Here is a 25607-nt window from a genome sequence, read left to right on the forward strand (position 1 = left end):
TCCTCGACCCTTCGAGTTCGAATTCTGTCGCCGCCGACCCGTTCTTTTGAAGTAGTTCAACCGAGTAACCCAGACAACGAATGAGCGAGGACTTCTACGACGTGCTCGGCGTATCGCGCGACGCGTCCGAGGACGAGATCAAGAAGGCCTACCGCGAGAAGGCCACACAGTATCACCCCGACGTCTCCGACGAACCCGACGCCGAGGAGAAGTTCAAGAAGGTGAAGAAGGCTAAGGAGGTGCTGACCGACGAACAGACTCGCCGGCAGTACGACCAGATGGGCCACGACCGCTTCGAGCAGGCCGAGAAGCGCGGCGGAACCGGCGGCGGCGCGGGCGCCGGCGGGATGGGTGGCATGGGCGGAATGGGAGGGATGGGCGGCCAAGGTGGCCAGGGCAACCCCTTCGAGGACATCTTCAACCAGTTCTTCGGCGGCGGCGCGGGCGGACAGGGCGGCCAGAGCCGTAACCGTCCGCGGCAGGGACAGAACCTCCGCACGCGCGTCGATCTGACCCTCGAAGAGGCCTACGAGGGGGTCGAAAAGCAGTTCACCGTCACGCGACCCGAGCGCTGTCCGGAGTGCGACGGCGCGGGCCACCCGCCGGACGCCGACGTGAACACCTGCCCGGAGTGTAACGGGCAGGGCCAGACCACCACCGTCCGCGACACGCCCCTCGGTCGCGTCCAACAGACGCAGACCTGTCGCCGCTGCGGCGGCGAGGGCGAGACGTACAGCGAGGCCTGTTCGCGGTGTAACGGCGACGGCGTCGTCCGCGAGGAGGCGACGCTGACGGTCACCATCCCGGCCGGCATCCGCGACGGCCAGTCGCTCCGCATGGAACGGGAGGGGGCGCCCGGCGAGAACGGCGGGCCGAACGGCGACCTCCTCATCGAGGTGTCCATCGAAGAGCACGACGCCTTCGAACGCGACGGCGACGACCTGTATCACAACCTTGCCGTCTCCTTCCCGCAGGCCGTCTTCGGCGCGACGGTGGAGATTCCGACCGTCACGGGGACGACGGAGTTCGAGGTTCCGAAGGGGACGCAGAGCGGCGAGTCGTTCCGCGTCCGCGGCGAGGGAATGCCGCACCTCCGCGGTCGGGGCAGCGGCGACATCCACGTGCAGGTGCAGGTCGTGACGCCCGAGGACCTGAACAAAGAGCAGCGAGAGGCCCTCGAAGCGTTCGCGGAGGCCGGCGGCGAGGAGGTCGACGTGAAAGAGGGCTTCTTCGAGAAGATCAAGAACTCGCTGTAACCGGTCTTTTCTCCCCCCTCCTCGCTCCTCTCGGTTTTCATCTCTCCGCCGACGGAATCGATACCCGACCGCCTCTCCGGTGCCAGTAGTTGCATACGTCTGTCACCCGTAGCTATTGGCGGATGTCGCACACCAAAGCCAACTACCGCGACGGGGACGAGAAGGCTGACGGAATGTACTTCCTGCGCGAGGAACTCGCCGCCGAGAAACTCGGTCTCACCGTCGTCGAGGCGGATCCTGACTGGACCGGCATGGAACACGACCACGCTGACGAGGACCACGAGGAGGTGTACTACCTCGTCGAGGGGGCGGCGACGCTCCACGTCGACGACGAATCGGTCGACCTCGAACCCGGCGACGCCGTGCGCGTCTCGCCCGACGCGAGCCGAAAACTGGAGAACGGGTCCGAAGAGAGCAGACTCGTCGTCGCCGGCGCGCCGTAGACGGCGACGCCGCGGGGTCGTTTGGGTTCCCTCCGACGACCGCGCGCCGTTTCGGTCCCGCAGTTCTTCGAAGCCGACGGTTCCGGAACGTTATCTCGCCTCGCTTCTTCTACTCGTGGTGATGACTCTCGGCGACGGCGAGATACCCGTGACGATCGTCAGCGGGACGCTCGGCGCGGGTAAGACGACGCTCGTGAATCGCGTCTTAGAGGAGCAGACGGACCACGACGTCGCCGTCCTCGTCAACGACATGGGCGAGGTCAACGTCGACGCCCGACTGGTCGCGGGGTCCGACGACGGCGACGTGATCGAGTTGACGAACGGGTGCGTCTGCTGTCGGCTCAGAGACGACCTGACGACCGAGGTGGTCCGCCTCGCCGAGGAGCGGACGTTCGACTGCCTGCTCGTCGAGGCCTCGGGTATCAGCGAACCCCTCCCCATCGCGCGGACGTTTCTGGAGGACGAGGCGGTCGCCGAGCGCTACCGCCTCGACACGATGGTGTCCGTCCTCGACGCCTACGGCTTCTGGAGGGAGTTCGACCCCGAGACGGAGCGTCCGCGCGAGGACGCCGACGCCGGCCGCGAACTCGCCGACGTGCTCGTGGACCAAGCGGAATTCTGCGACGTGCTCCTCCTGAACAAGTGCGACCTCGTCCCCGACGACGCCTTGGAGACCATCGAGGGCATCGTCCGGGAACTCCAACCCCGGGCCGACCTCCACCGGACGACCCGCGCCGACGTCGCCCCGGAGGCGGTGCTCGATACCGGCCTGTTCGACTTCGACGCCGTCAAGCGCTCCGCGGGGTGGAAGCAACGCCTCGCCGAGGCGCACGACGAGGAAGACCACGAGGACCACGACCACCACGAGGGGAACGACCACGGCGTCTCCTCGTTCTGCTATGAGTCCGAACGTCCGTTCCACCCCGAACGCTTCGAGGCCTGGATGGACGAGTGGCCCTCCGGCGTCTACCGCGCGAAGGGCTTTTTCCTCCTCTCGACGCGGCCGGAGACGGTGATGGGGCTGAACCGCGCCGGCCCGTCGGTGACGGCCGGCCCCATCGGACAGTGGCGCGACGACGACGACCCGGCGACGAGGCTCGTGTTCATCGGTACCGACATCGAGGAAGAGGCGATTCGAGCGCAGTTGGACGGCTGTCTCTGTACCGACGAGGAGATGGCGGACGCCGATGCGGACGGGAACGCCGTCAGCGACCCGTTCCCGCGGGCGTGACCTGCTCTCTGAGTTCGTCCCACGACTCCTCGAAGCCGTAGTTGGACTCCCGCTCTCTCGCGGCCGCCTGCGCCTCCTGATACACGTCGTCGTACTCGAGCAGTCCGCTCCAGCCGTCGTCGTACATCAGCGTGCAGTAGATGCACATCGTATCGTTTCGGACGCGCGGAACTCACATAATTGTTGCTCGCACCGATCGCCGACGCTCACCGCCGAGGCTGACAATTCCACCCGAAGAGCTATCTCCGGTCGGAACTCCTCGAAGCCATGAGCGAACGGACGCGCCCGGGCCGCCGTACTTCCGTGACGGGCCACTGTGAGCACTGCCGGTGGGAGGCCCTCGCCGCCTCCTACCCCGAGATGGTCGAGATGTACCACGACCACCTGCGCGAGGAGCACCCGACGGCGTGGATGCGGGCCTGAGATTCGGCGTTGACGCGTCGTGACTCGCCCCCCGGCGGTCGTCGGACCGGTGGCTCGCTCGATGGACCGTCGGCGAAAAAACGCGGTGTAAAACCGCAACCCCTCGAGAGGCTACGGTTCGAGGAGGACCTTCGTGACGCCCTCTTCGCGGTTGTCGAAGCGCTCGTACATCTCGGGCGCTTCGTCGATCCCCACGCGGTGGGAGACGTAGAAACTGGGGTCGGCCTTCCCCTCGATGATGAGGTCGCGAAGCTGACGGTTGTAGGACTTCACGTCGCACTGGCCGGTGCCGAGTTTCTGCCCCTTCTCGAAGAGTTTCCCGAAGTCGATGCCGAGTCGACCCTGTCCGGCCATCGCGTCGGGCGCGCCCGGGTCGGAGGGGACGTAGAGGCCGACGATGCCGAGTTGGCCGGTCGGACGGACGGTGTGGATGAGGTTATTGAGCACGACCGCCGGGTTCTCGCGGGCGGGGTCGTACGCTGAGTCACCTTCCTTATCGGAGTCGATCGCCTGATAACCGACCGCGTCGACGCCCTTGTCGACGCCGCCGCCGTGCTGTTCTTTTATCTGCTCGACGGGGTCGGCCTCCTCGAAGTTGATCGGAACCGCGTCGCAGTGTTCCTCGGCGAGGTCGAGTCGGCTCTCGACGCGGTCGACGATGTATATCTCCGAGGCGCCCTGGATCTTCGCGCTGTAGGCTGCCATGGTGCCGACCGGACCGGCGCCGTAGATAGCGATGGACTCGCCGGGTTGGAGGTCGGCGAGTCGGGTGCCGTGCCACCCCGTCGGGAAGATGTCTGCGAGGAGCGCAAAGGAGTCCTCGTGTTCGTTGCCCTCGGGGAGTTTCAGCGCGTTGAAGTCGGCGTACGGTACTCTGAGCTTCTCGGCCTGCCCGCCCTTGTAGGGTCCCATGGCGACGTAGCCGTAGGCCCCGCCGGCAAATCCGGGGTTGACGTTCGTACAGAACCCGGTCTTTCCGTTCTCGCAGTTCTCACAGAACCCGCAGGCCACGTTGAACGGGAGGACGACCCGGTCGCCCACCTCGAGGGAACTGACGCCCTCGCCGACCTCCTCGATGACTCCCATGTTCTCGTGCCCGAAGACGATGCCGGGGTCGGCGTCGGTCCGTCCCTCGTACATGTGGAGGTCCGACCCGCAGATTGCCGTCGTCGTGATGTCGACGATGATGTCGTTCGGATGTTCTAGCTCCGGTTCGTCCACGTCTTCGACCGCCACCTCGTGTGGTCCTTGATAGACCACGGCTCGCATCGACAATTTATGTCACCACTCCGTACTGCGGTTCGATCGGTATTATGTCATTTCATACACAATGGCGACTGTCACGATAGTTGGTGGCACGACACACAGCGACAGTTCGAGAAACCGACGGACTCCGCGACGACGGGACTTTTGCGAGGCGGTCCCTCTCTCCGGTGTGACTTCCGACGCCCCGCCCTCGCGGCCGCCGGACCCGGCCGTCCTCGGTGACCTCGTCGCCCGCGACCGGCGGACGTCCGCGCCCGCCCTCCGGGCCGACGACGCCGGTCGGTCGTACAGCTACTACGACTTCGTGACGACGACGTACAAGGCCGGTAACGTCCTGCGCTACCTCGGCGTCCGTGGCGGCGAGACGGTCGCCGTCGCCCCCGATCCCCTGCCGGAACCGGCGTTGACGCTCTACGGTGCGGCGCAGTTGAGCGCGGCGACGACGTTCCGCCTCGACCCGGCGGATCCGCCGCGAGCGACTCTCGTCGGCGTCGAACGCGAACCGGAGTTCGACCTCCCGCCGGGGCGCAAACTCGCCGTCTACGGCGGCCCGCCGGAGCGTCCGTCGACGACCCACTGGGAACAGGAGGTGTGGAGCGAGAACCCCGCGGTCCACCCGGCGACCGTCGCCCCCGAGGATGCGGTGCTCCGGGCGGACGGACGGACGTACTCCCACGGAGAACTGCTCGACGCGGCCGCCTCGGTGGTCGACGCAGCGGGTATCCAGGCGGGCGAGGAGGTTGTCGTCCGCGACTCGCTGGAGCGGCCGGGAACCGTCGTCGCGGGTCTCGTCGCGCCGATTCTCGTCGGCGCGGTGGTCGTCTTCCCCGGCCCGGACACCGTCGGCGACGTAGCCGTCGGCGAGGGGCCGGAGGGACGATCGGTGGCCCCCGAAGACGCGCTCTGAGGGCCGCTACCGGGCGCCTCGAATCTCCTCCAGCGAGTCGGGATTCTCGATGCTGGAGAGGTCGCCGGGGTCCTCGTCCTCGTGGACCGCGGCGATGGCGCGCCGGATTATCTTCCCCGACTGCGTCTTCGGGAACTCGCCGACGAACAGGAGTTCACGCGGGCGGAACGGTTTGCCCTGCTCCTCGCCGACGAGTTCGCGCAGTTCCTCGCGGAGGGCGTCGCCCGGTTCAAAGCCGTCTTCGAGGACGACGTAGGCGACGACGGCGGTGCCGGTGGTGTCGTCGTCGACGCCGACGGCGGCCGCCTGGTTCACGGCCTCGTGTTCGATGAGGACGCCCTCTATCTCGGCGGGGCCGACCTTCCGGCCCGCAACGTTCAGCGCGTCGTCCGCGCGGCCGTGGAGGAACCAGAAGCCGTCTTCGTCCTTTTGCGCCCAGTCGCCGTGGTTCCACATGTTCTCGAAGGTCGACCAGTACTCCTCTAAGTAGCGCTCGTCGCCGCTCCAGAGGCTCTTGGTCATCGACGGACAGGAGTCGCGGGCGACGAGGAAGCCACGTTCGTGCGTGTCGGCGATGCTCTCGCCCGATTCGTCCACGATGTCGACGCTCATCCCGAGGCCCGGCCCGCCCAGGCTACACGGCTTGAGCGGCTGGTTCGGCATCGGCATGAGGAAGCAGCCGCATATCTCGGTGCCGCCGGAGATGTTCATGATGGGCGCCTCGCCGCCGCCGACGCGCTCGTAGAACCACATCCACGACTCGGGGTCCCACGGTTCGCCGGTCGACCCGAGCAGTCGGAGCGTCGAGAGGTCGTGTCGGTCCACCCACTCGTCGTCGTACTTCCGCAGGGCGCGGACGGCGGTGGGCGAGATGCCGAACACGGTGAGGCCGTGCCGCTCTATCATCTCCCAGAAGCGGTCGGGTTCGGGGTGGTCCGGCGCGCCCTCGTACATGAACACCGTCCCGCCGAACGTGTGATTCCCGATCAGGGTCCACGGCCCCATCATCCACCCGATGTCCGATACCCAGAAGAACCGGTCGGAGGGCTTGTGGTCGAAGCCGAAGAATATCTCTTTGGCCGTCTGCATCTGGAGGCCGGCGTGGGTGTGGACGATGCCCTTCGGCGTCCCCGTCGTCCCCGAGGAGTACAGCAGCATCGACTCCTGCGCGGAGGGGAGTTCCTTCGTCTCGTACTCGTCGTCGGCCTCGCCGACCGTCTCCGCCCACCACTCGTCGCGCGGAGTCCACGTGATGGACCGCTCCTCGCTCGCTTCCAGTCCGATGCGGTCGTAGACGACCGTGTGCTCGACCTGTCCCGCCTGCTTTATGGCTCGGTCGGCCGACTCCTTCAGCGTCACTTCGCTCCCGCGGCGGTAGAAGCCGTCCGCCGTGAACAGCACCGAACACCCGGAGTCCTCGATGCGCGTCGCCGTCGCGTCCACGCCGAACCCCGAGAAGATGGGGACGGCGATGGCCCCGACCTTCAGACAGCCGTAGAGGATGGAAACGACTTCGGGAACCATCGGCATGTACAGGCCGACGGTGTCGCCCGTCTCGATTCCGTACGACTCCAGTAGGTTCGCCACCTGATTCGACTCCCGGCGGAGGTCGTGGTAGGTGACCGTTCGCTCGTCGCCGGGTTCGCCCTCCCAGATGAGCGCCGCCTTGTTCCGGTTCTCCGCGTCGGGCGCGCCGTGTCTGTCGACGGCGTTGTGCGCGACGTTCACCGTCCCGCCGGGGTACCAATCGGAGAACTGCGGACCGTCCGCGTCGTCCCGGACGACGTCGTAGTCGCTGTAGAACTCGACGCCGAGGTAGTCGACGAGTTCGTCCCAGAACCACTCGACGCCCGATTCCTCGACGCCTTCGACGTCCTCGCAGGTCCGCCGTATCAGTTCCTCGTAGTCCGAAATACCGTACTCCCGCATGAACGCGTGGACGTTCGTCGACTCCACGAACTCCCGCGACGGTTCGTGGACGACTTCGTCCGTGTCGGGTACCTCCATCACGTCCGGACATCGTCGCGTCCGCTGAAGTAACTTCCCCGAACGATAGTTCGAATCCGGGTCGGCGAGCGACGGAGCGAAGCGAGGTCATACCCGAATCCATCCGGAACGTTCATTTGAGTCTCGGATAACCGTTTTCGCGTTATGTCGACAGACTCTACGGGCGGGTCGCCGATTCAGCGCTTCGGCGCCCGGATGTCGAGCGTCGTCGAACGGGTGATGCCGAGTCCGTTCCTGTTCGCGATACTACTGAGCTACGTCGTCTTCGTCGGGGCCGTCGTCGTCGAGGGGACGAGCCCGTTCGCCCTCGTGGGCTACTGGTACGACGGCTTCTGGGTGCTCCTCGGGTTCGCCATGCAGATGGTTCTCATCCTCGTCACCGGCTACGCCCTCGCGTACCACCCCCTCGTTCGCCGCGGCATCGAGTGGCTGACCTCGCTCCCGAACGACGGCAAGCAGGCCGTCGTCCTCGTGGGCGTCATCTCTATGACCGTCGCGTGGGTCCACTGGGGCCTCGGCCTCATCGTCGGCGCGGTGATGGCCCGCGAGATGGGCCGACAGGCCGCGAAGACGGACCTGCGCGTCCACTACCCCCTGCTCTGTCTCGCCGGCTATATGGGCATGGGGCTGACGTGGCACTGGGGCCTCGCCGGGTCCGCGCCCCTCCTGATGAACACCCCCGGTAACGTCTTCATCGAGCAGGGTATCGTCGACGGACTCATCCCCACCTCGGAGACGGTGTTCCACGCGTACACGCTGACGCTCGTCGTCACGGGTATCGTCTACACCTCCATCGTGCTCTACCTCCTCGCTCCCGAACGCGCGAACGCCCAACCGATAACCGAGTACGTCCCCGAATCGGAACTGTTCGGCGCGGCCGGCGACGGCGGCGACGCCACCGGGGCGGACGCCGACTCGAAGCCGACCACCGTGGGCGAGAAGATAAATCAGAGCCGCCTCGTCGGCGGCGTCATCGCCCTCACGGGCGTCGTCTTCACCGTCTACACGTTCGCGATGCAGGGCCTCTCGGCGCTGAACCTCAACCTCGTCAACTTCCTCTTTCTCTTTCTCGGCCTCGCGCTGTACACCCGGCCGAAGGCCTACCAAGAGCAGTTCTACGACGCCATCACCTCGACGGGCGGCATCGTCCTCCAGTTCCCCCTCTATGCGGGTATCATCGGCATGATGAACAACTCGGGGCTCTCCTCGACGATGGCCGAGGCGATGGTGTCGCTGTCGACGGAGGCGACGTTCCCCGCCGTCGCGTGGATGACCGCCGCCGTCGTCAACGTGTTCGTCCCCTCCGGCGGCGGCGAGTGGACGGTTATCGGCACCACCGTGCTGCAGGCGGCGAACGAACTCGGCGTGCCCGCCGGGCAGGCCACCGTCGCCTACGCCGTCGGCGACGCCCACACCAACCTCCTGCAACCGTTCTGGGCGCTCCCCCTTCTGGGCATCACGGGGATGCGCGCCCGCGACATGTTCGGCTACGGCGTGACGATGATGCTCCTTCTCATCCCGTTTCTGGCGGTGGGTCTCATCTTCATCCCGTACTGAACCCCGCAACTTCTTTTCGGAGCGGCGTCGTACTCGCGTCCATGTACGTACGGGACGCCAAGAACCGAGACGAGGTTTGGTTGCTCGACCGCATCGAGGAGTCGGGGCTCGAAGACCCGGCGTTCCGTTCCCGCGACTACGTCATCGCTCTCGACGAGGAGAGCGGCGCCAAGGCGGGATTCGGCCGCGTCCGCGTCCACCAGACGGACGAAGCGGAGTTCTGCGAACTCGCTTTCGTCCTCACCCTCGACGCCTGGCGCGGACAGGGCGTCGGCGCGCACGTCGTCGAGCGACTGGTCGCGGAGGCTGGCGACGCCGGGTTCGACCGCGTCTACACGTTCACCGTCGAACCGGACTACTTCCTCACGTTCGGCTTCGAACCGGTCGACGGCGACGCCCTCCCCGAGACGCTTCGCGAACGCCTCGATGCGGTCCGGGCGGAACGCGGCGACGACGCCATCGCCATGCAGCTCCGACCCGACGCGTTCGAGATGCCCGAGGCGTACCGCGACCGGTTCAAGCGGGCGACCCCCGCCGACGAACCCGACCCGGGCGAGGTGGCGATAGAGGAGACGGCCGAGGACTTCGGCATCGACCCCGAGAAGACGACGTACAAGTACGACACCAGTCGGTAGGGAAACGCCCGTTCCGTTCGGCCTTCAGGTCCGGTCTTCGAGGAAGTCCGAACTGAAGACGATGTAGGCGAGGGCGCTGCAAAAGAGGATGGGCGGGAGGATGGCGAACGCCCAGAGCGGTTCGAGCCCCCAGCCGAGGAGCAACAGAACGCACATGAGTCCGATGCCGAGGAACGGCAGGACGGCGAGGACGGCGCGCTTTCGGTTCCGTCCCCCCGCGTCGGGTTGCAAAGGGGCGTCCGGGTCGAACTCCTCGTCCAACGCCGCCTCCTCGCCCTCGTCGTCGGCGGAGGCGGTAGCGGAACTGCGCATGGTCGCCGTCGGTCGCCCACCGGTAAAAGCGCCGCGCCTCTCCGCGCCTCCGACTTCTTTCGCCTTCCTTCGTCCCGTCTCAGCGGTCGCCTTCCATCCGCGAGGCGAGTTCGACGAGACCGAACAGGACGACAAGCACCAGCGTCGAGAGGGTGACGGCGTAGGCGGTCATCGACAGCGGCGTCGTCGGGATGACGAACAGGCCGCCGAACAGCGCCGACCTGGGGACGGTCTCCGCCCCGTTGGTCCCGATGAAGAAGCCGAGCACTCCCGAGAGGGCGACGACGGTGACGCCGACGGCGAGCAGAATGGACCGGCCGTTTCCGTCCTTCGCGGTCGACGGCGTCGGTTCCGCGGCGGTGTCGGAGTCGGGTGGCACACCGGGAGTTAGGAGGCGGCACGCTTGTCCGTTACCCTTCGGTTCGCAGGGCAAGCTACAAACGCCCGTGGCGGAAACTCGGTCCCCATGCCCGACGAACTCGTCGAACGCGCCCGCGAAATCCTCGAACAGGCCCACGTCCCCTACTCCGAGTACCGCGTCGGCGCGGCGCTCAGAACGGCCGACGGTGAGGTGTTCGTCGGCTGTAACATCGAGAACGCGAACTACTCGAACAGCCTCCACGCCGAGGAAGTCGCCATCGCGGAGGCGATAAAGAACGGGCACCGGGAGTTCGACCGCCTCGCCGTCTCCTCGGGCGCCCGCGACGGCGTCACCCCGTGCGGCATGTGCCGACAGACGCTCGCGGAGTTCTGCGAGGAGGACCTGCCCGTGGTTTGCGACGAGGGCGGCGAGGAGACGACGGAGTACGTCCTCGGGGAACTCCTGCCGAACACCATCTCCTTGGACACCTTGGAGGCGGCCGAACGCGACCGAAAGTGAACGGAAGCACAAGCACTTCAACCCCGCTCCACACACTGGAGGCATGAACGACAGCGAGGACCCCAACGACGAGGTCCAGTACCACATCGAAGTCGGACCCGAGGACGTGGCCGACAGCGTCCTCCTGCCCGGCAACCCCGAGCGAGTCGACAAGGTGACCGCGCTGTGGGACGACGCCGAGGAGAAGGCGTATCACCGCGAGTACCGCACGGCGACGGGGACGTACGAGGGGACGTCGATATCCGTCACCTCCACCGGCATCGGCGGTCCGTCGGCGGCCATCGCCCTCGAGGAACTCGCCCGCGTCGGGGCGGACACGCTCGTCCGCGTCGGGTCCTGCGGCGCCATCCAACCCGAGATGGAGGTTGGCGACCTGGTCATCACCTCGGGGGCGGTCCGACAGGAGGGAACCTCCAAGGAGTACGTCCGCGAGGACTACCCCGCCGTCGCCGACCACGAAGTCGTCTCGGCCCTCGTCGCCGCCGCAGAGCGACTCGGATACGACTACCACGTCGGCCTCACGATGAGCGCCGACTCCTTCTACACCGGGCAGGGTCGCCCCGGGTTCGAGGGCTTCCGCGCCGCCGGTTCGGACTCGCTCGTCGAGGACCTGCGCGAGGCGAACGTGAAGAACATCGAGATGGAGGCGGCGACGCTTCTCACCGTCGCGAACGTCTACGGCCTCCGCGCCGGCGCAGTGTGCTCCGTCTACGCCAACCGCGTCACGGGCGAGTTCCGCACCGAGGGGGAGTCCCGCGCCGTGGAGACGGCCAGCCTCGCGGTCCACCTGCTGGCGCGGATGGACGAGGTCAAGCGCGAGGCGGGGGTCGACCGCTGGCACGCCGGCTTGTCGCTAGACTGACGTTCGCTGTCGTCCTTACCCGAACTCGCCGGAGAGGGCTTTATCCGGGAACGAATCTCCGGCAATTTTCTCCGTACCCCGTCGCAGGCGGTCGATTCGATTCGAATCACGTTCCAAAGCCCCTTTATCCGATGCCTACGCAGAGTCACACATATGAGTACGAAGGTCGTCGTCCTCGGTTCCGGCTACGCGGGTACCGGCGCCGTCAAACGACTCGAAGAAGAACTCGATTCGGACGCGGAACTCACCTGGGTCTCCGAAAACGACTACCACCTCGTCCTCCACGAGGCCCACCGCTGCATCCGCGACCCGAGCGTCGAGTCGAAGATTGCCATCCCGGTCGACGAGATAAAAGAGCCCGAGACGGAGTTCCTCAAGGGCCACGTCGAGAACGTCGACGTCGACGAGAAAGTCGTCGAACTCGAAGACGGCGAGGTCGACTACGACTACCTCCTCGTCTGTCTCGGCTCCGCGACGGCGTTCTACGGCATCGACGGCCTCGAAGAGCACTCCCTCGAACTCAAGAGCCTCGACGACGCCCGCGAGATTCACAGCGAGGTCAAGGCGGCCGCCGAGGAGGCCTCCCAGGACGACCCCGCGAAGATAATCGTCGGCGGAGCGGGTCTCTCCGGCATCCAGTCGGCCGGCGAGATAGCCGGCTACCGCGACGACCACCGCGCGCCCCTCGATATCACCATCGTGGAGGGCCTCGACGAAGTGTTCCCCGGCAACGACCGCGAACTGCAGGGTGCGCTCCGCAAGCGCCTCGAAGCGCGCGACATCGAGATTCTGACGGGGGATTTCATCTCGGAGGTCGACGAGGAGACCATCTACCTCGGCGGCGGCGAGGACGACGAGGAACTCGATTACGACCTGCTCCTCTGGACTGGCGGCATCACGGGTCATCCGGAGGTCGCCGAATCGAAACTCGACAAGGACGAGCGCTCGAACCGTATCTTCGCCGAGCAGGACTTCAAGACGAGCGACGACGACGTGTTCGCCCTCGGCGACTCCGCCCTCGTCGAACAGGGCGACGACGCCATCGCGCCGCCGACGGCGCAGGCCGCCTGGCAGGCCGCCGAGGTCGCCGGCGAGAACGTCGCCCGCGCCACGAAGGGTCAGCCGCTGAAGACGTGGAACCACAACGACAAAGGAACGGTCATCTCCGTCGGCGAGGACGCCGTCGCCCACGCGGTCAAGGTTCCCGTCGTCGGCCAGGTCTACCCGAACGTGTTCGGCGGCCCGGCCGCCCGTACGCTGAAGAAGGGTATCGCCGCGCGCTGGATCGCCGACGTGACGACCCCCCGCCGCGCCCTCGAAGCGTGGGACGACCTCTGAACGCCGCCGACTGAACTTCCGTTTTCGGTCTTTTTCGTTCGCGTGCCGGACGCTCCCCCGGAAGCCGAGGCTCTCGGATGTTCACGCGACGAGCGCAGAGAGAATCGATTCGGGGCCGCGACGGGTACGTTACGGACGCGTGGTTACGGCTGACGCTATCGGGGCCGCGGGGCGATTCGCCGGACGGTGCACTCGTTCGAGTGCGTGTCGGGACGGATTTAGTGAGAGGGCTCGCCCTCGGGGGCGCGCATGTCTTCGATGCGGAGGATGAGGATGTTACTCGTGTCGTCCTTGCCGTCGACGATGCCTTCGATGACGAGTTTCGAGAGGGGCGTCGGACCCACGCGAACCTCGTCGCCCTCGTGGAAGTCGCGGACCGAACCCTGGACGTGAATCTCCGCGCGGCAGAGTTCGGGGTGGTGGACCGAGGAGAGGTCTATCTCGTCGACGTTGACGTCCTCGACGGCCTCGCCCTCGTGGAACAGGGGGACGAAGGCGGGTTCGTCCATCTGGTCGACGTCCAGCGCCTCGTAGGCGTTCGCGGTCGGCTTGTAGCCGCCTTTCGGTCCGGGAACGCCTTCGACCAGTTGCAGCGCTTTCAGGCTCTGCATCTGGTTTCGGATGGTTCCGGGGTTTCGGTTCACCTCTTCGGCGATGTCCTCGCCTTTGACGGCGTCCTCTGACTGACGGTAGAGGTTGATTAACGCCGTCAGAATCGTTTTCTGACTAGAAGTCAGTTCGATTGATGACATAGAAGAACGTTCGCCGTATACGTCCTTAAATCCGATGGATGAACGGTACAATCCGGTCGCTGTACTACGATTTTCGACGGTTCCTGTGCACTATTTTCACAAAACGTGGTTACGGCGGGCGATTCGTCGCGGCGGCGGCGGACTGTCTTGAGTTTACGTGTTTCTCTCCCTCGTACGTGAGACAAACGTGTACCGGTACCCGAAACGGAGTGTCATGCGGATCGTTGTCGTCTTTTACCGGCGAGCACCCCGAGCGTGTCCTCGCCGGAAAATCGGTCCGCGAGTCCGTCTCAGATCGGCGCCGCGGACGCACCGAGTCGGCGGGCACTGCCGGGACGCCGCAGGTTCTCAGACTGCTCCTCGTCGACCCCTGCGCTCTGCCCGTCGATGAACTCCACGGAGACGCGCACGTCGCGGTCCGTCTCCTGTCGCACCTGTCGGCGAATCGTCTCCGCCAACCTCGGGTACGGTTCGTCCGCCGGGCGCGTGACGACGACGCTCACCTCCGGCGTCTCGCCGACGTGACGGATCATCCCGACTTCGGTTCGGACCGACGTGAGGTCGAGTTCGTCGTATCGCTGCTGTTCCATCACGTCCTCGACGGCGCCGTTGGCGGCGTTGTCGAACGCTATCTGTCCGAACAGGAGACCGCCCGCGCTGAGGAGTACGGCGAGGAGGCAGGCGAGAGCGACGGCCGCCGGGACGTACTTCCGGACGCCGCGGCTCACCGTCTCACCGGCGCCCTCGTCCATCTGCGTCGACGACCCCCCATCCTTTTCTTCCATCGCCGCTCGCGTCCCGCCGTTCCACGCCTCGGGGCGGTAGCCGAGGTACCACAGCACCGAGAACGCCGAGACGTTGACGGCGACGGCGTTGACGACGAGGAGGAGGCCGGCCCCGAGGGCGACGCTCGGAAGACCCCACGCGATGCCGATGCCGACGGCGGCGGCGGCGGGGATGAGGGCCGCGGCTATCATGACTCCCACGAGCGAGACGGGTAGCGCCGTCGCCAACCCGAACGCGCCCGCAGACCCCGCACAGAGGCCGACCAGAACCGAGAGGAACCCCGGCGAGGTACGTTTGGCAATCTGCCCGACCGTCGAGACGTCCAGCATCGAGGTGACTATCTGCCCGGACTTCAGCGTCATCCCGAGGAGGAATGCGCCCGCGACGGCGGCGCCGAACCCGAGCAGTTGCTGGGTGAAGCCCATCCGTATCATCCGCCGGTCGTTCAGCGAGATGCCGACGGCGGAGATGAGCGCCGACCCGACCTGCGGGGCGATGACCATCGCGCCGACGACGACGGCCGGCGAGTCCATCAGCAACCCGGCGGCGGCGACGAGGGCGCTGAATACCGTCAGCGAGTAGTACGTCAGCGGGTTCCGGTGCATGTCGAGCGCCTTCGCCCGAATCTCCTCGCGCGCGACGGAGTCGTCCTCCTCGACGCCCGCGACGAACCGGTCTTCGAGTTCGTGGTAGTTCCGGGTCTTCGCCGTCTCCGCGCTGGCGATTATCGTGTACTCCCGGTCGTCGACGCCCGCGTCGCGGAGTTCGCCCATGACGTACTCGACGGCCTGCGTGGGGAGCGGAAACTCCACCAACGCCGTGTTCCCTCGCTCCGTCGCGTTCTTCGTCACGACGAAGTCGATGTTTTCGGACTCCAAGATGTCGATAACCGTCGACCGCGACTCCTCGCTCACGAGGAGCTTTATCAACCGCATTGACTCGAATCACGGCCGTCGCCATCTTGAGGGTACTGGCGGTTGCAACGCCCGCGACTCGCCGCCGCCGGGTGATTGTCGGTTGGTCGGAACGTTCGCTCGCCCGGCCAGAACGCTCATTCCTCCGCGCCGGTGACTCTCCCTCGTGCGACTTATTCGTGTCCGGGTGGACGACGACGTGCGGGATTCGGTCGTCGCGGCTCTCGACGGCGAGGGAGCGACGTACGCCGTCGTCCCGGACGCCGAACGCGTCGACAGCGCGTTCGTCGAGATTCCCGTTCCCGACGGCGCCGTCGACCCCGTCCTCGCGTATCTCTACGACAACGGCGTCGACGAGGACGCCTACACGGTCGTCGTCGACTCCGAGCGCTCGGAGTCGACGGTGAACGACCACCTCGCAGAGCGGTTCGTCGAGGGGCCGAAGGGCAACCGGGGCATCTCCCACGTCGAGATTCGACAGCGCGCGGAGGACCTGACGCCCGGTCGGGCGACGTATCTCGCGTTCGCCGCGCTCTCGGCGACGCTCGCCACCGCCGGTCTGCTGTTGAACTCGGCCATCGTCATCGTCGGCGCGATGGTCATCGCGCCGTTCGCCGGGTCGTCGCTGTCTGCGTCCGTCGGCGCGGTCATCGACGACCGACCGATGCTCGTCGAGAGCGTCAAAGATCAGGCGCTCGGTCTCGTCGTCGCCGCCGTCAGCGCCGTCGCCGTCGCTTACGCCGTCCGCTGGACGCTGTTCGTCCCGTCCACGCTCGCCGTCTCGCGCGTCGAACAGGTCGGCTTCTTCATCACGCCGACGCTGTTGGCCCTCGCTATCGCCATCGCCGCGGGGGCGGCGGGCGCGTTAGCGCTGGCGACCGACCTCCCCGTCTCCATCGCGGGCGTCGCCGTCGCCGCCGCCATCGTCCCGTCCGTCGCCGCGGCGGCCGTCGGCACCGTCTGGGGACAACCCGTTCTCGTCCTCGGCGCCGTCGTCCTCCTCCTGATGAACATCGTGTTCATCAACATCGCCGCGTATCTCGCCCTCGTCGCCCTCGGTTACCGCTCCTCGGTCGTCGCCAGCACGTGGCGCGACCTCGGACCGAGCGTCCGGACGGCCGGGTACGCCCTCGTCGTCGTCGGGTTCGTCGCCGTCACGGCGGCCACCGGCGCGGCCACCTACTCGCATCTCGCCTTCGAACAGGACGTGAACGCGGGCGTGCAGACCACGCTCGCACAGGAGGAGTACCGGGGTCTCGAACTCGTCGGCGTCGGCGCGCAGTACGACGACCCCGGCGTCTTCGCCTCCCCCGAGAGCGTCACCGTGACCGTCGTCAGCGACGCCGACACGAGTCATCCGGACCTCGCCACGGACATGCAGGCGCAGGTGCAGGACGCAACCGGGCAGAACGTCGCCGTCGAGGTCCACACGCAGGACTACCAGCGCGCCGCGGCCGAAGCGGACTCGTCGACTCCCGTCGCCGACCGACTCTCCGGCGTCTACCGCCGAGTCGCCGGCCTGTTCGGTCGCACGGTCGAGGACGCCGACGAGACGGCCGACAACGCGACCGACGACGCGACCGGTCGGGTCGACCCCGCACCCCTCGCAGTCGCCTGACCTGCCGCGGTTCCGATTCGGGCCGGCCTGATTCGGCCCCGACCCGACCGGTCCCCGAACCGCAATCACTACCCGTCCCCTCGCCGCAGTTTCGACGATGACGGACACCGTTAGAATCATCGGCGCACCGACCGACTACGGCGCGAACCGACGCGGCGTGGACATGGGCCCCTCAGCCATCCGCTACGGCGGTCTCGCGGACGAACTCCACGGCGCGGGACTCTCCGTCGTCGACGACGGCGACGTTGCCGCGCCGCCGGCGGAGGCCCGCGACCCCGAGGCGGAGGCGCCCTCCGAGGGGAACGCGAAGTTCCTGCGCGAGACGCGCGACGTCGTCACCTCCCTGGCCGACCGCGTGGCCGCCGCCCTGGACGACGGGGAGACGCCGTTGGTCCTCGGCGGCGACCACTCCGTCGCCATCGGGTCCGTGACGGGGTCGGCCCGCGACGCCGAGATCGGCCTCGTCTGGTTCGACGCCCACGGCGACTTCAACACCCCGAGCACGTCGCCTTCGGGGAACGTCCACGGGATGCCGCTAGCGGCCCTCCTGGGTCTCGGCGACTTCGCCGACACGCCGTGGGCGAACGCGTCGGGCCTCGCCGAGGAACACGTCGCCGTCGTCGGCCTGCGTTCGCTCGACGACGCCGAACGCGAGGCGATCCACGACAGCGACGTGACCGCCTACACGATGTCCGATATCGACGAACGCGGCATCGACGCCGTCGTCGACGACGCCCTCGACGTGGCCTGCGCGGCGTCCGACGGCGTCCACGTCAGCCTCGATTTGGACTGGCTCGACCCCCGCGAGGCGCCCGGCGTCGGGACGCCCGTTCGCGGCGGCGTCACCTACCGCGAGGCGCACTTCGCCCTCGAACGGGTGGCCGAGACCGACGCGCTCCGCTCTCTGGAACTGGTCGAGGTGAACCCCGTGCTCGACGAACACAACGAGACGGCGGCGCTGGCGACGGAACTCGCCGCCAGCGGCCTCGGTAAGCGCATCCTCTGAGGCGCGTTCGGTTCATCGAGACGACGCACCGGGTTTCCGGTGAATTTCGCCGTCGCCCTCGGCGCGGTTGCTGGTCGGAATCGACAGTACGAACTCGCTACGTGGCGCCTACGTAGTGAGCATCCGCGAGCGATCGGTTCTCCGACGGAGCCGTCGAAGACGGCGAAGTCGGCCGTTTTTTGGTCCCGGTTTTCACGAGGAGAGGTGCGTAGGAGGCATATCCGACGAAGTATAAGGGTGGGCTTCAGTTAGAGACAGATTCTCATTTTGTCGCTGGAAACATATCGCCATCGAACACTGCTATGCGTCTCGTCCGGAGGCCGCGGTGACGTAGACACCGACCATATCCGTTTTCTCGACAGTCAGCGTGACCTCGTCGTCCTCCTCGAAACGCCGGTCGGTCACGACAGTCATCGTCTCGATTGGGCTGCGGCGGATAAACGCCCAGAGGAGGTCCAGTAGTGAGGGGTGACCCCCTTGCCGAAGTACGACCACGTAGCGCGACTCGGCTAACTCTTTCAGGTCCGGCGTCAGGTCGTGCTCGTCCAGTTCATCGGGCGGGACGACGTGTAGGACGTCGCCCTGAATCGTCTCGGTCACGGTATCGAAACGGGGGCCGACAGAAAGAATGGTGTGATGTCGCTGCACGCAGAGCGTCTACCTTTCAGATATCCCCTGACCGACCTGATATAGCAGGTTCCAGGTTTACTCGGGTCGAAACGTCTCCTATAGCATATGAGATTCCACCTAACGGACGACCAACGAGCGCTTCGAGATGAGGTTCGGGAGTTCACAACGGAGGAGATTGAACCGAAGGCCAGAGACCTCGACCGAAAGAAGGAGTACCCGAGCACGATCTTCGACGGACTCGCCGACCGTCGTCTGACCGGCCTGACGCTCCCCGAAGAGTACGGGGGTCGGGGCGAAGGCCTCGTCGAACTCGCGTTGATGATCGAAGAGCTATCGGCCGGACTCATGTCCGTAGCTAGCACCGTCGGACTCCACCTCGGAGTCGCGACAGTCGTCGAGCGCTTCGGAACCGAAGAGCAGCGCAGGGACTTCCTCCCCGAGATGGCGTCCTTCGACACCGTCGGCGCACTCGGCTTGAGCGAGGCGAACGCGGGGAGTAACAAACTCGAGATGGAGACCGCCGCCGAACGCGACGGGGACGAGTGGATACTCGACGGCCACAAACAGTGGGTGACGAACTTCTTCGACGCGGACTACGTCCTCACGTACGCGAAGACCGGCCCGGATGAGGACGCACCGCACAACATCAGCGCGTTCCTCGTTCCGACCGACGACCTCGACGTCGAGACGGTGTGGGAAACGCTGGGGGCGAACAGCGTCAAATCCCCGCGCGTCTCCCTCTCGAACGTTCGCGTTCCCGATAATCGACTCGTCGGCGAAGAGGGTGAGGGCTACGTTCAGCGTGGCGAGATACACACCGGTGTGAACGTCCCCGCCCGCGGTGTCGGTATCGCCCGCGCCGCCCTCGAGGATACGGTGGCCTACACGAGCAGCCGTGAGCAGTACGGCCAGCACATCGGCGACTTCCAAGGTGTGGGCTGGAAGGTCGGAAAGATGGCCGAACGAGCCGATACCGCCCGGTTGCTCACCCTCCGCGCGGCCGACCGTGCTGACCGCGGGCGCGACATCACACGCGAGTTCAGTATGGCGAAGATCAACGCCACACAGGCCGCCGTGGACAACGCGAACGAGGCGATTCAACTCCACGGCGGTCTCGGTTACACGACCGAACGCGACGTCGAGCGGTATCTGCGTGACGCGAAACTCCTCACGATTGCCGGTGGTCCGAACGAGGGCCACAAGAACGTACTCGCCGAGGCCGTCTTCGAGCGACACGACGACAACTGATTCAGTCGGGCAGTCGGCCGTGTCCTTTCGGCTTACAGAACTCTCATTCGGTTGTGCGGGGAACTCGCGACCACACAGCGTCTCAACGTCGGAATCTGGGTGCTGAGCGACCGTTTCGGACCCGATTCCGAACGAAGAGACCGCGTTTCGACCGTTCGATAAAAGGAGGCGACGCGTTCGCGCCGACCTGCGCGGCCCGCGATTCGCGCGCTTACTCCTCGGATTCGTCCACGTCGTCGGACCCGACCTGGTGGACGTCGACGCTGGCGACGTGGTCGCCGGCGTCCATCTTCATCACGATGACGCCCATGGTGTTGCGGCCGACCGTCGAGACGTCGTCGACGGGCGTTCGGAGCATCTGTCCCGACTGGCTCATGACGAACAGGTGGTCGCCGTAGCCCACCGTCTCCATCGCGCAGACGGGACCGTTGCGGTCGTTCGTCTTGATGTCGATGAGACCCTTCCCGTTTCGAGACTGGCGGCGGTAGTCGCCGATATCGGTGCGCTTGCCGTAGCCGTTCTCGGTGACGGTGAGCACCCAGTTGTGCACGTCCTCGTCGACGGCGGCGACGCCGACGAGTTCGTCGTCGCCCGTGAGTTTCATCCCGCGGACGCCGCGGGCGGAGCGACCCATCGCGCGCACGTCGTCCTCGTCGAAGCGGATGGACATGCCGTCGCGCGAGGCGAGTATCAGGTCTCGCGTCCCGTCGGTCACCTCCACGTCGGCGAGTTCGTCGCCGTCGTCGAGTTTCGTGGCGATGATGCCCGTCGTGAGGATGTTTTGGAACTTCTCGACGCTGGTGCGCTTGACGTAGCCGTTGCGCGTCACCATCGTGAGGTACTTCTCCGTCTCCTCGTCGATGTCGGCGGTGTTGACGACCGAGGTTATCTCCTCGCCGTCGTCCAGTTCGAGGAGGTTCACCGCCGATTTCCCGCGGGCGGTCCGTGACATCTCGGGGACCTGATAGGTCTTCAGCTTGTACACCTGCCCGTGGTTCGTGAAGTACAGCAGGTAGTCGTGCGTGTTCGCCACGAACACTGAGGAGACCGTATCGCCCTCCTTCAGGTCGGTGCCGATGATGCCCTTGCCGCCGCGGTGTTGCGCGCGGAACGTGTCGAGGGACATCCGCTTGATGTAGTCGTCCTCGCTGACGACCACCACAACGTCTTCCTCGGCGATGAGGTCCTCGTGGGTGACCGACCCCGTGTCCTCGATGAAGGAGGTGCGCCGTTCGTCGGCGTACTCCTCCCGTATCTCCGTCAACTCCGAACGGATGACCGCGTCGAGTTCGTCGGCGTCGTTCAGAATCTCGTTGAGTCGGTCGATGCGGTTCTGTACGTCCCCGTACTCGGCCTCTATCTCCGCGGCCTCCATGGAGGTCAACGAGCCGAGTTGCATGGCGACGATGTGGTTGGCTTGGTCCTCCGAGAAGCCGAAACTCGGGAGCGCCTCGCCGTCCACCTCGACGGTCTGTTCGCCGCGGAGGGCGGCCTTCGCGTCGTCTCGGCTCTCGGAGTTGCGGATGGTCTCCACCACGTCGTCGATGTTGTCGAGCGCTTTCAGGCGGCCTTCGAGGATGTGCGCGCGGTCCTCGGCCTCCGCGAGTTCGTACTCCGAGCGCCGGCGAACCACGTCGCGGCGGTGATTCAGATACTCGACGAGCGTCTCCTTGAGGGTGAGGACGCGCGGTTGCCCGTCGACGAGGGCGAGGTTGATGACGCCGAACGTCGATTCGAGGTGGTGTTCGAGCAGTTGGTTCTTCACCACGTCGGCGTTCGCGCCGCGCTTGAGTTCGACGACGACGCGGATGCCGTCGCGGTCGGACTCGTCGCGCAGGTCGCGGATGCCCTCTATTTTCCCCTCGTTCACGTCGTCGGCGATTCGCTCGATGAGACGGGCCTTGTTCTCCTGGTAGGGGAGTTCGGTGATGACGACGTTATCTTCGTCCTCGTCCACCTCGAACTCCGCGCGGACGCGGATGCGACCGCGGCCGGTCTTGTACGCCTTGTGGACGGCGTTGCGGCCGACGATGTTGGCGCCCGTGGGGAAGTCCGGCCCCTCGACGAACTCCATGAGGTCTTCGATGGTGCACTCGGGGTTCTCGATGAGGTGCGTCGTGGCGTCGATGACCTCGCCGAGGTTGTGCGGCGGGATGTTCGTCGACATCCCGACGGCGATGCCCGAGGAGCCGTTGACGAGGAGGTTCGGGAACGACGCGGGGAGGACGACGGGTTCCTGCTTGCGGTCGTCGTAGTTCGACTGGAAGTCGACGGTGTCCTTCTCGATGTCGGCGAGCAGTTCCTCCGCCATGGGGGCCATGCGTGACTCGGTGTACCGCGGGGCCGCGGGCGGGTCGCCGTCGACGGAACCGAAGTTGCCCTGCCCGTCCACGAGGGGGTAGCGCATCGAGAAGTCCTGCGCCATCCGCGCGAGGGCGTCATAGATGGCCGAGTCGCCGTGCGGGTGGTAGTCGCCCATCGTCTCGCCGACGACGGACGAGGACTTCCGATGCGCGGAGTGGGCGGTGATGCCCGACTCGTGCATCGCGTAGAGGATGCGCCGGTGGACGGGCTTGAGACCGTCGCGCACGTCCGGCAGCGCGCGACCCGCGATGACCGACATCGAGTAGTCGATGTACGACTGCTCCATCTCCTGTTCGATGCGGGCGGTCTTTACCTCCGCGGCGATGCCTGCGTCCGGTCGGAACTCGTCTGGCGTGTCTGAACTCATCTAAATGTCCACCCACTGCGCGTCCTTCGCGTGTTCTTTGATGAACTGCTTTCGCGGTTCGACGGCGTCGCCCATCAGGATGTTAAACATCCGGTCGGCGGCGGCGGCGTCCTCGACGGTTATCTGCTTCAACACCCTGTTCTCGGGGTTCATCGTCGTATCCCAGAGCTGTTCGGGGTTCATCTCGCCGAGGCCTTTGAACCGCTGGACCTGCGTGGGGTTGCCGTCGCACTCCTCCTCGACGATTCGGTCGCGTTCGGCCTCGGTCATCGCGTCGTACGTCTCGCCGCGGTAACGGACGCGGTACAGCGGCGGTTGCGCCGCGTAGACGTAGCCGGCCTCCACCAGCGGCCGCATGTAGCGGTACAGAAGGGTGAGAAGCAGCGTCCGGATGTGCGCGCCGTCGACGTCTGCGTCGGTCATCAGGATGACGCGCTCGTAGCGCACGTCCTCGATGTCGAACTCCTCGCCGACGCCCGCGCCGATAGCGGTGATGAGCGCGCGGACCTCGTTGTTCTCCAGTATCCGGTCTAACCGGTGTTTCTCGACGTTCAGAATCTTTCCCTTGAGGGGGAGGATGGCCTGGAAGTGCCGGTCGCGGCCCTGCTTTGCCGACCCGCCCGCGGAGTCGCCCTCAACGACGAACAGTTCGGACTCGGCGGGGTCGCGGCTCTGACAGTCGGCGAGTTTACCGGGCAGCGCCGTCGACTCCAGCGCGGATTTCCGGCGCGTGAGTTCCTCGGCCTTCTTCGCCGCGCGGCGGGCCTTCGCGGCCTCGACGGCCTTCATCACGATGGACTGGGCGGTGCCGGGGTTCTCCTCGAAGTAGGTGCCCAACTGCTGGTGCATGACGGACTCGACGATGCCGCGCACCTCGCTGTTGCCGAGTTTCGTCTTCGTCTGCCCCTCGAACTGCGGGTCGGGGTGCTTGATGGAGATGACCGCGGTGAGTCCCTCGCGGATGTCCTCGCCCTTCAGGGAGTCGAGGTCGTCGAGGAGGTTGTTCTTCCGGGCGTAATCGTTGATGACGCGGGTCAGCGCCGTCTTGAACCCGGTCATGTGCGTCCCGCCCTCGCGGGTGTTGATGTTGTTAGCGAAGGCGTGGATGGAGCCCTGAAGTTCCTGCGTCGCCTGCATGGCGACCTCCACTTCGATGCCCTCCTCGGTGTCCTCGTAGTAGATGACGTCGTCGTGCATCGTCGTCTTCGTCTCGTTGAGATAACGGACGAACTCGCGGATGCCGCCCTCGAAGCGGAACGAACTCTCCTCGTCGTCGGGTTCGTCGCGGAGGGAGATTTCGACGCCGGAGTTGAGGAAGGCGAGTTCGCGGAGACGGTTCTCCAGGGTGGAGAACTCGAACGCCAGCGTCTCGAACACCTCTTCGTCGGGCTTGAAGCGAATCGTTGTGCCCGTGTCCTCGTCGGGTTCGAGGTCGCGGACGCGTTCGAAGGCGTCGGCCTGCGGTTCGCCGCGTTCGAAGCGGTGCCGCCAGAGGGCGCCGTCGCGCTTTATCTCGACTTCGAGCCACTTCGAGAGGGCGTTGACGACGCTCACGCCGACGCCGTGGAGACCGCCGGAGACCTGGTAGGACTTGTTGTCGAACTTGCCGCCGGCGTGGAGGACGGTCATGATGACCTCGACGGCGGGGCGGTCGTACTGCTCGTGGGTGTCGACCGGGATGCCCCGACCGTTGTCGGAGACGGAGACGGAGCCGTCGTCGTTGACGGTGACCGATATCTCGTCGCAGTAACCCGCGAGGGCTTCGTCGATGGAGTTGTCTACGACCTCGTAGACGAGGTGGTGGAGACCCCGTGAGTCGGTCGAGCCGATGTACATCGCCGGGCGCTTTCGAACGGCTTCCAACCCTTCGAGGACCTGAATCTGCCCCGCTCCGTACTCACTTTCGTGTGACATACTATCTGCTTCGGGGTTGGCTATCTCCGGCCTTAAACCCTCGCACGCGCGCCCGCGTGAGTACTTACTAATACCCCGATAGCCCGACTCGCGCTTCGCCCCGAACCGCCCTCGCGTTCGCTCGGTCGCTCGATTCCCCGCCGCGAACCGTCGCCGGAACGCCGTCTCGTCCGCTGCGCCGATCGTTCCACTTTCACCCTGCTCCCGAACAGTACTTAAGCGCTCATCCAGAAGATTTCCTCACAGAATGACCTCGTTCCAGTCGACACTCGGCGAGGACGCGGGTATCGCGGAGGAGTTGGCCGAGAGCCAACGCGCGATATCCATCGCCGAGTTCTTCGAGAAGAACAAGCACATGCTCGGGTTCGACTCGGGGGCGCGAGGCTTGGTCACCGCCGTGAAGGAGGCGGTCGACAACGCACTCGACGCAACCGAGGAGGCCGGAATCAAGCCCGACATCTCCATCGAGATCCGCGAGGCGGGCGACTACTACACGCTCGTGGTCGAGGACAACGGACCCGGCATCACGAAAGAGCAGATTCCGAAGGTGTTCGGCAAACTGCTCTACGGCTCGCGGTTCCACGCGCGCGAGCAGTCCCGCGGGCAGCAGGGTATCGGCATCTCCGCGGCGGTCCTCTACTCCCAACTCACCTCCGGGAAGCCGGCGAAGATCACCTCCCGCACGCAGGGCGACTCGGCGGCCCAGTACTTCGAGCTCATCATCGACACGGATACGAACGAGCCGGAGATTCAGGTCGAACGCGAACTCGAACCGGGCGAGTCGGATCTCTCCCCCACGCACGGCACGCGCATCGAGGTTGAGATGGAGGCGAACATGCGCGCTCGCCAACAGCTCCACGACTACGTCAAGCACCTGTCTCTTATACACAT

At 66.0% G+C, this 25607-nt stretch carries 24 protein-coding genes; 14 read left to right on the plus strand and 10 right to left on the minus strand.

Going from position 1 to position 25607, the window contains the following annotated elements:
* The first annotated feature begins 80 nt into the window (after positions 1-80).
* The 3 genes from dnaJ to C474_RS02555 all read left to right on the plus strand — a co-directional run bounded on the left by dnaJ (position 81) and on the right by C474_RS02555 (position 2930).
* On the plus strand, positions 81-1256 hold the full coding sequence (dnaJ, locus tag C474_RS02545) for a molecular chaperone DnaJ (protein ID WP_008383625.1): 1176 nt from the start codon (positions 81-83) through the stop codon (positions 1254-1256).
* Positions 1257-1378: 122 nt separating this feature from the next.
* Positions 1379-1699 (plus strand): cupin domain-containing protein, encoded by a 321-nt coding sequence (locus C474_RS02550; protein ID WP_008383627.1) that lies wholly within the window; start codon positions 1379-1381, stop codon positions 1697-1699.
* 121 nt (positions 1700-1820) lie between these two features.
* On the plus strand, positions 1821-2930 hold the full coding sequence (locus C474_RS02555; protein ID WP_008383629.1) for a CobW family GTP-binding protein: 1110 nt from the start codon (positions 1821-1823) through the stop codon (positions 2928-2930).
* Here C474_RS02555 and C474_RS22490 read toward each other — a convergent pair.
* Positions 2905-3078, minus strand: coding sequence for a hypothetical protein (locus C474_RS22490; protein WP_008383631.1), 174 nt, complete (start codon positions 3076-3078; stop codon positions 2905-2907). The genes C474_RS02555 and C474_RS22490 overlap by 26 nt on opposite strands.
* Positions 3079-3197: 119 nt before the next feature.
* Between C474_RS22490 and C474_RS22495 the strand changes: the two genes are divergently transcribed.
* Entirely contained in the window at positions 3198-3353 is a 156-nt protein-coding gene (locus C474_RS22495; RefSeq protein ID WP_008383633.1) for a hypothetical protein, read from the plus strand.
* A gap of 111 nt (positions 3354-3464) precedes the next feature.
* On the opposite strand, the gene C474_RS02560 is transcribed toward C474_RS22495, so the two are convergent.
* Positions 3465-4622 (minus strand): glutathione-independent formaldehyde dehydrogenase, encoded by a 1158-nt coding sequence (locus tag C474_RS02560; protein WP_008383635.1) that lies wholly within the window; start codon positions 4620-4622, stop codon positions 3465-3467.
* A gap of 166 nt (positions 4623-4788) precedes the next feature.
* Between C474_RS02560 and C474_RS02565 the strand changes: the two genes are divergently transcribed.
* A complete protein-coding gene (locus C474_RS02565) occupies positions 4789-5526 on the plus strand; it encodes an acyl-CoA synthetase family protein (RefSeq protein ID WP_008383636.1) in 738 nt (245 codons plus the stop codon).
* 6 nt (positions 5527-5532) lie between these two features.
* On the opposite strand, the gene C474_RS02570 is transcribed toward C474_RS02565, so the two are convergent.
* Entirely contained in the window at positions 5533-7533 is a 2001-nt protein-coding gene (locus tag C474_RS02570) for an AMP-binding protein (protein WP_008383638.1), read from the minus strand.
* 144 nt (positions 7534-7677) lie between these two features.
* Here C474_RS02570 and C474_RS02575 point away from each other — a divergent pair, with 144 nt between their 5' ends.
* Both C474_RS02575 and C474_RS02580 read left to right on the plus strand, forming a co-directional pair.
* Positions 7678-9090: a short-chain fatty acid transporter gene (locus C474_RS02575; RefSeq protein ID WP_008383640.1), complete on the plus strand. Its 1413-nt coding sequence runs from the start codon at positions 7678-7680 to the stop codon at positions 9088-9090.
* A 41-nt stretch (positions 9091-9131) separates the two neighbouring features.
* Positions 9132-9725, plus strand: a complete 594-nt coding sequence (locus C474_RS02580) for a GNAT family N-acetyltransferase (protein WP_008383642.1) — start codon at positions 9132-9134, stop codon at positions 9723-9725.
* Between the two features lie 24 nt (positions 9726-9749).
* Here the strand turns inward: C474_RS02580 and C474_RS02585 are convergent, their stop codons facing one another.
* Both C474_RS02585 and C474_RS02590 read right to left on the minus strand, forming a co-directional pair.
* Entirely contained in the window at positions 9750-10037 is a 288-nt protein-coding gene (locus C474_RS02585; protein WP_008383644.1) for a hypothetical protein, read from the minus strand.
* Between the two features lie 79 nt (positions 10038-10116).
* Positions 10117-10416, minus strand: a complete 300-nt coding sequence (locus C474_RS02590; RefSeq protein ID WP_008383646.1) for a DUF7520 family protein — start codon at positions 10414-10416, stop codon at positions 10117-10119.
* An 87-nt stretch (positions 10417-10503) separates the two neighbouring features.
* Between C474_RS02590 and cdd the strand changes: the two genes are divergently transcribed.
* From cdd to C474_RS02605, 3 genes are all read left to right on the plus strand, one after another.
* A complete protein-coding gene (gene cdd, locus C474_RS02595; RefSeq protein WP_008383648.1) occupies positions 10504-10917 on the plus strand; it encodes a cytidine deaminase in 414 nt (137 codons plus the stop codon).
* Between the two features lie 43 nt (positions 10918-10960).
* A complete protein-coding gene (locus tag C474_RS02600) occupies positions 10961-11779 on the plus strand; it encodes a nucleoside phosphorylase (RefSeq protein ID WP_008383651.1) in 819 nt (272 codons plus the stop codon).
* A 153-nt stretch (positions 11780-11932) separates the two neighbouring features.
* Entirely contained in the window at positions 11933-13117 is a 1185-nt protein-coding gene (locus C474_RS02605) for an NAD(P)/FAD-dependent oxidoreductase (protein ID WP_008383652.1), read from the plus strand.
* Between the two features lie 218 nt (positions 13118-13335).
* Here the strand turns inward: C474_RS02605 and C474_RS02610 are convergent, their stop codons facing one another.
* Together C474_RS02610 and C474_RS02615 are read right to left on the minus strand one after the other, a co-directional pair.
* Entirely contained in the window at positions 13336-13869 is a 534-nt protein-coding gene (locus tag C474_RS02610) for an Rrf2 family transcriptional regulator (RefSeq protein WP_008383653.1), read from the minus strand.
* A gap of 290 nt (positions 13870-14159) precedes the next feature.
* Entirely contained in the window at positions 14160-15590 is a 1431-nt protein-coding gene (locus tag C474_RS02615; RefSeq protein WP_008383654.1) for a TIGR00341 family protein, read from the minus strand.
* 145 nt (positions 15591-15735) lie between these two features.
* Between C474_RS02615 and C474_RS02620 the strand changes: the two genes are divergently transcribed.
* Together C474_RS02620 and rocF are read left to right on the plus strand one after the other, a co-directional pair.
* Complete coding sequence (locus C474_RS02620; RefSeq protein ID WP_083861936.1) at positions 15736-17187, plus strand: DUF389 domain-containing protein; 1452 nt, start codon at positions 15736-15738, stop codon at positions 17185-17187.
* 97 nt (positions 17188-17284) lie between these two features.
* Complete coding sequence (rocF, locus tag C474_RS02625) at positions 17285-18193, plus strand: arginase (protein WP_008383656.1); 909 nt, start codon at positions 17285-17287, stop codon at positions 18191-18193.
* A gap of 300 nt (positions 18194-18493) precedes the next feature.
* On the opposite strand, the gene C474_RS02630 is transcribed toward rocF, so the two are convergent.
* Positions 18494-18793 (minus strand): DUF7526 family protein, encoded by a 300-nt coding sequence (locus C474_RS02630; protein ID WP_008383657.1) that lies wholly within the window; start codon positions 18791-18793, stop codon positions 18494-18496.
* A gap of 135 nt (positions 18794-18928) precedes the next feature.
* Between C474_RS02630 and C474_RS02635 the strand changes: the two genes are divergently transcribed.
* Positions 18929-20071, plus strand: coding sequence for an acyl-CoA dehydrogenase family protein (locus C474_RS02635; protein ID WP_008383658.1), 1143 nt, complete (start codon positions 18929-18931; stop codon positions 20069-20071).
* A gap of 211 nt (positions 20072-20282) precedes the next feature.
* Here the strand turns inward: C474_RS02635 and gyrA are convergent, their stop codons facing one another.
* Positions 20283-22802, minus strand: coding sequence for a DNA gyrase subunit A (gyrA, locus tag C474_RS02640; protein WP_008383659.1), 2520 nt, complete (start codon positions 22800-22802; stop codon positions 20283-20285).
* On the minus strand, positions 22803-24716 hold the full coding sequence (gyrB, locus tag C474_RS02645) for a DNA topoisomerase (ATP-hydrolyzing) subunit B (RefSeq protein WP_008383660.1): 1914 nt from the start codon (positions 24714-24716) through the stop codon (positions 22803-22805).
* Between the two features lie 247 nt (positions 24717-24963).
* Between gyrB and C474_RS02650 the strand changes: the two genes are divergently transcribed.
* A partial coding sequence (locus C474_RS02650) for a DNA topoisomerase VI subunit B (RefSeq protein ID WP_008383661.1) occupies positions 24964-25607 on the plus strand: 644 nt, incomplete at its 3' end.

The organism is Halogeometricum pallidum JCM 14848 (assembly GCF_000337095.1).
In the GTDB taxonomy this organism is placed as follows: domain Archaea; phylum Halobacteriota; class Halobacteria; order Halobacteriales; family Haloferacaceae; genus Halogeometricum; species Halogeometricum pallidum.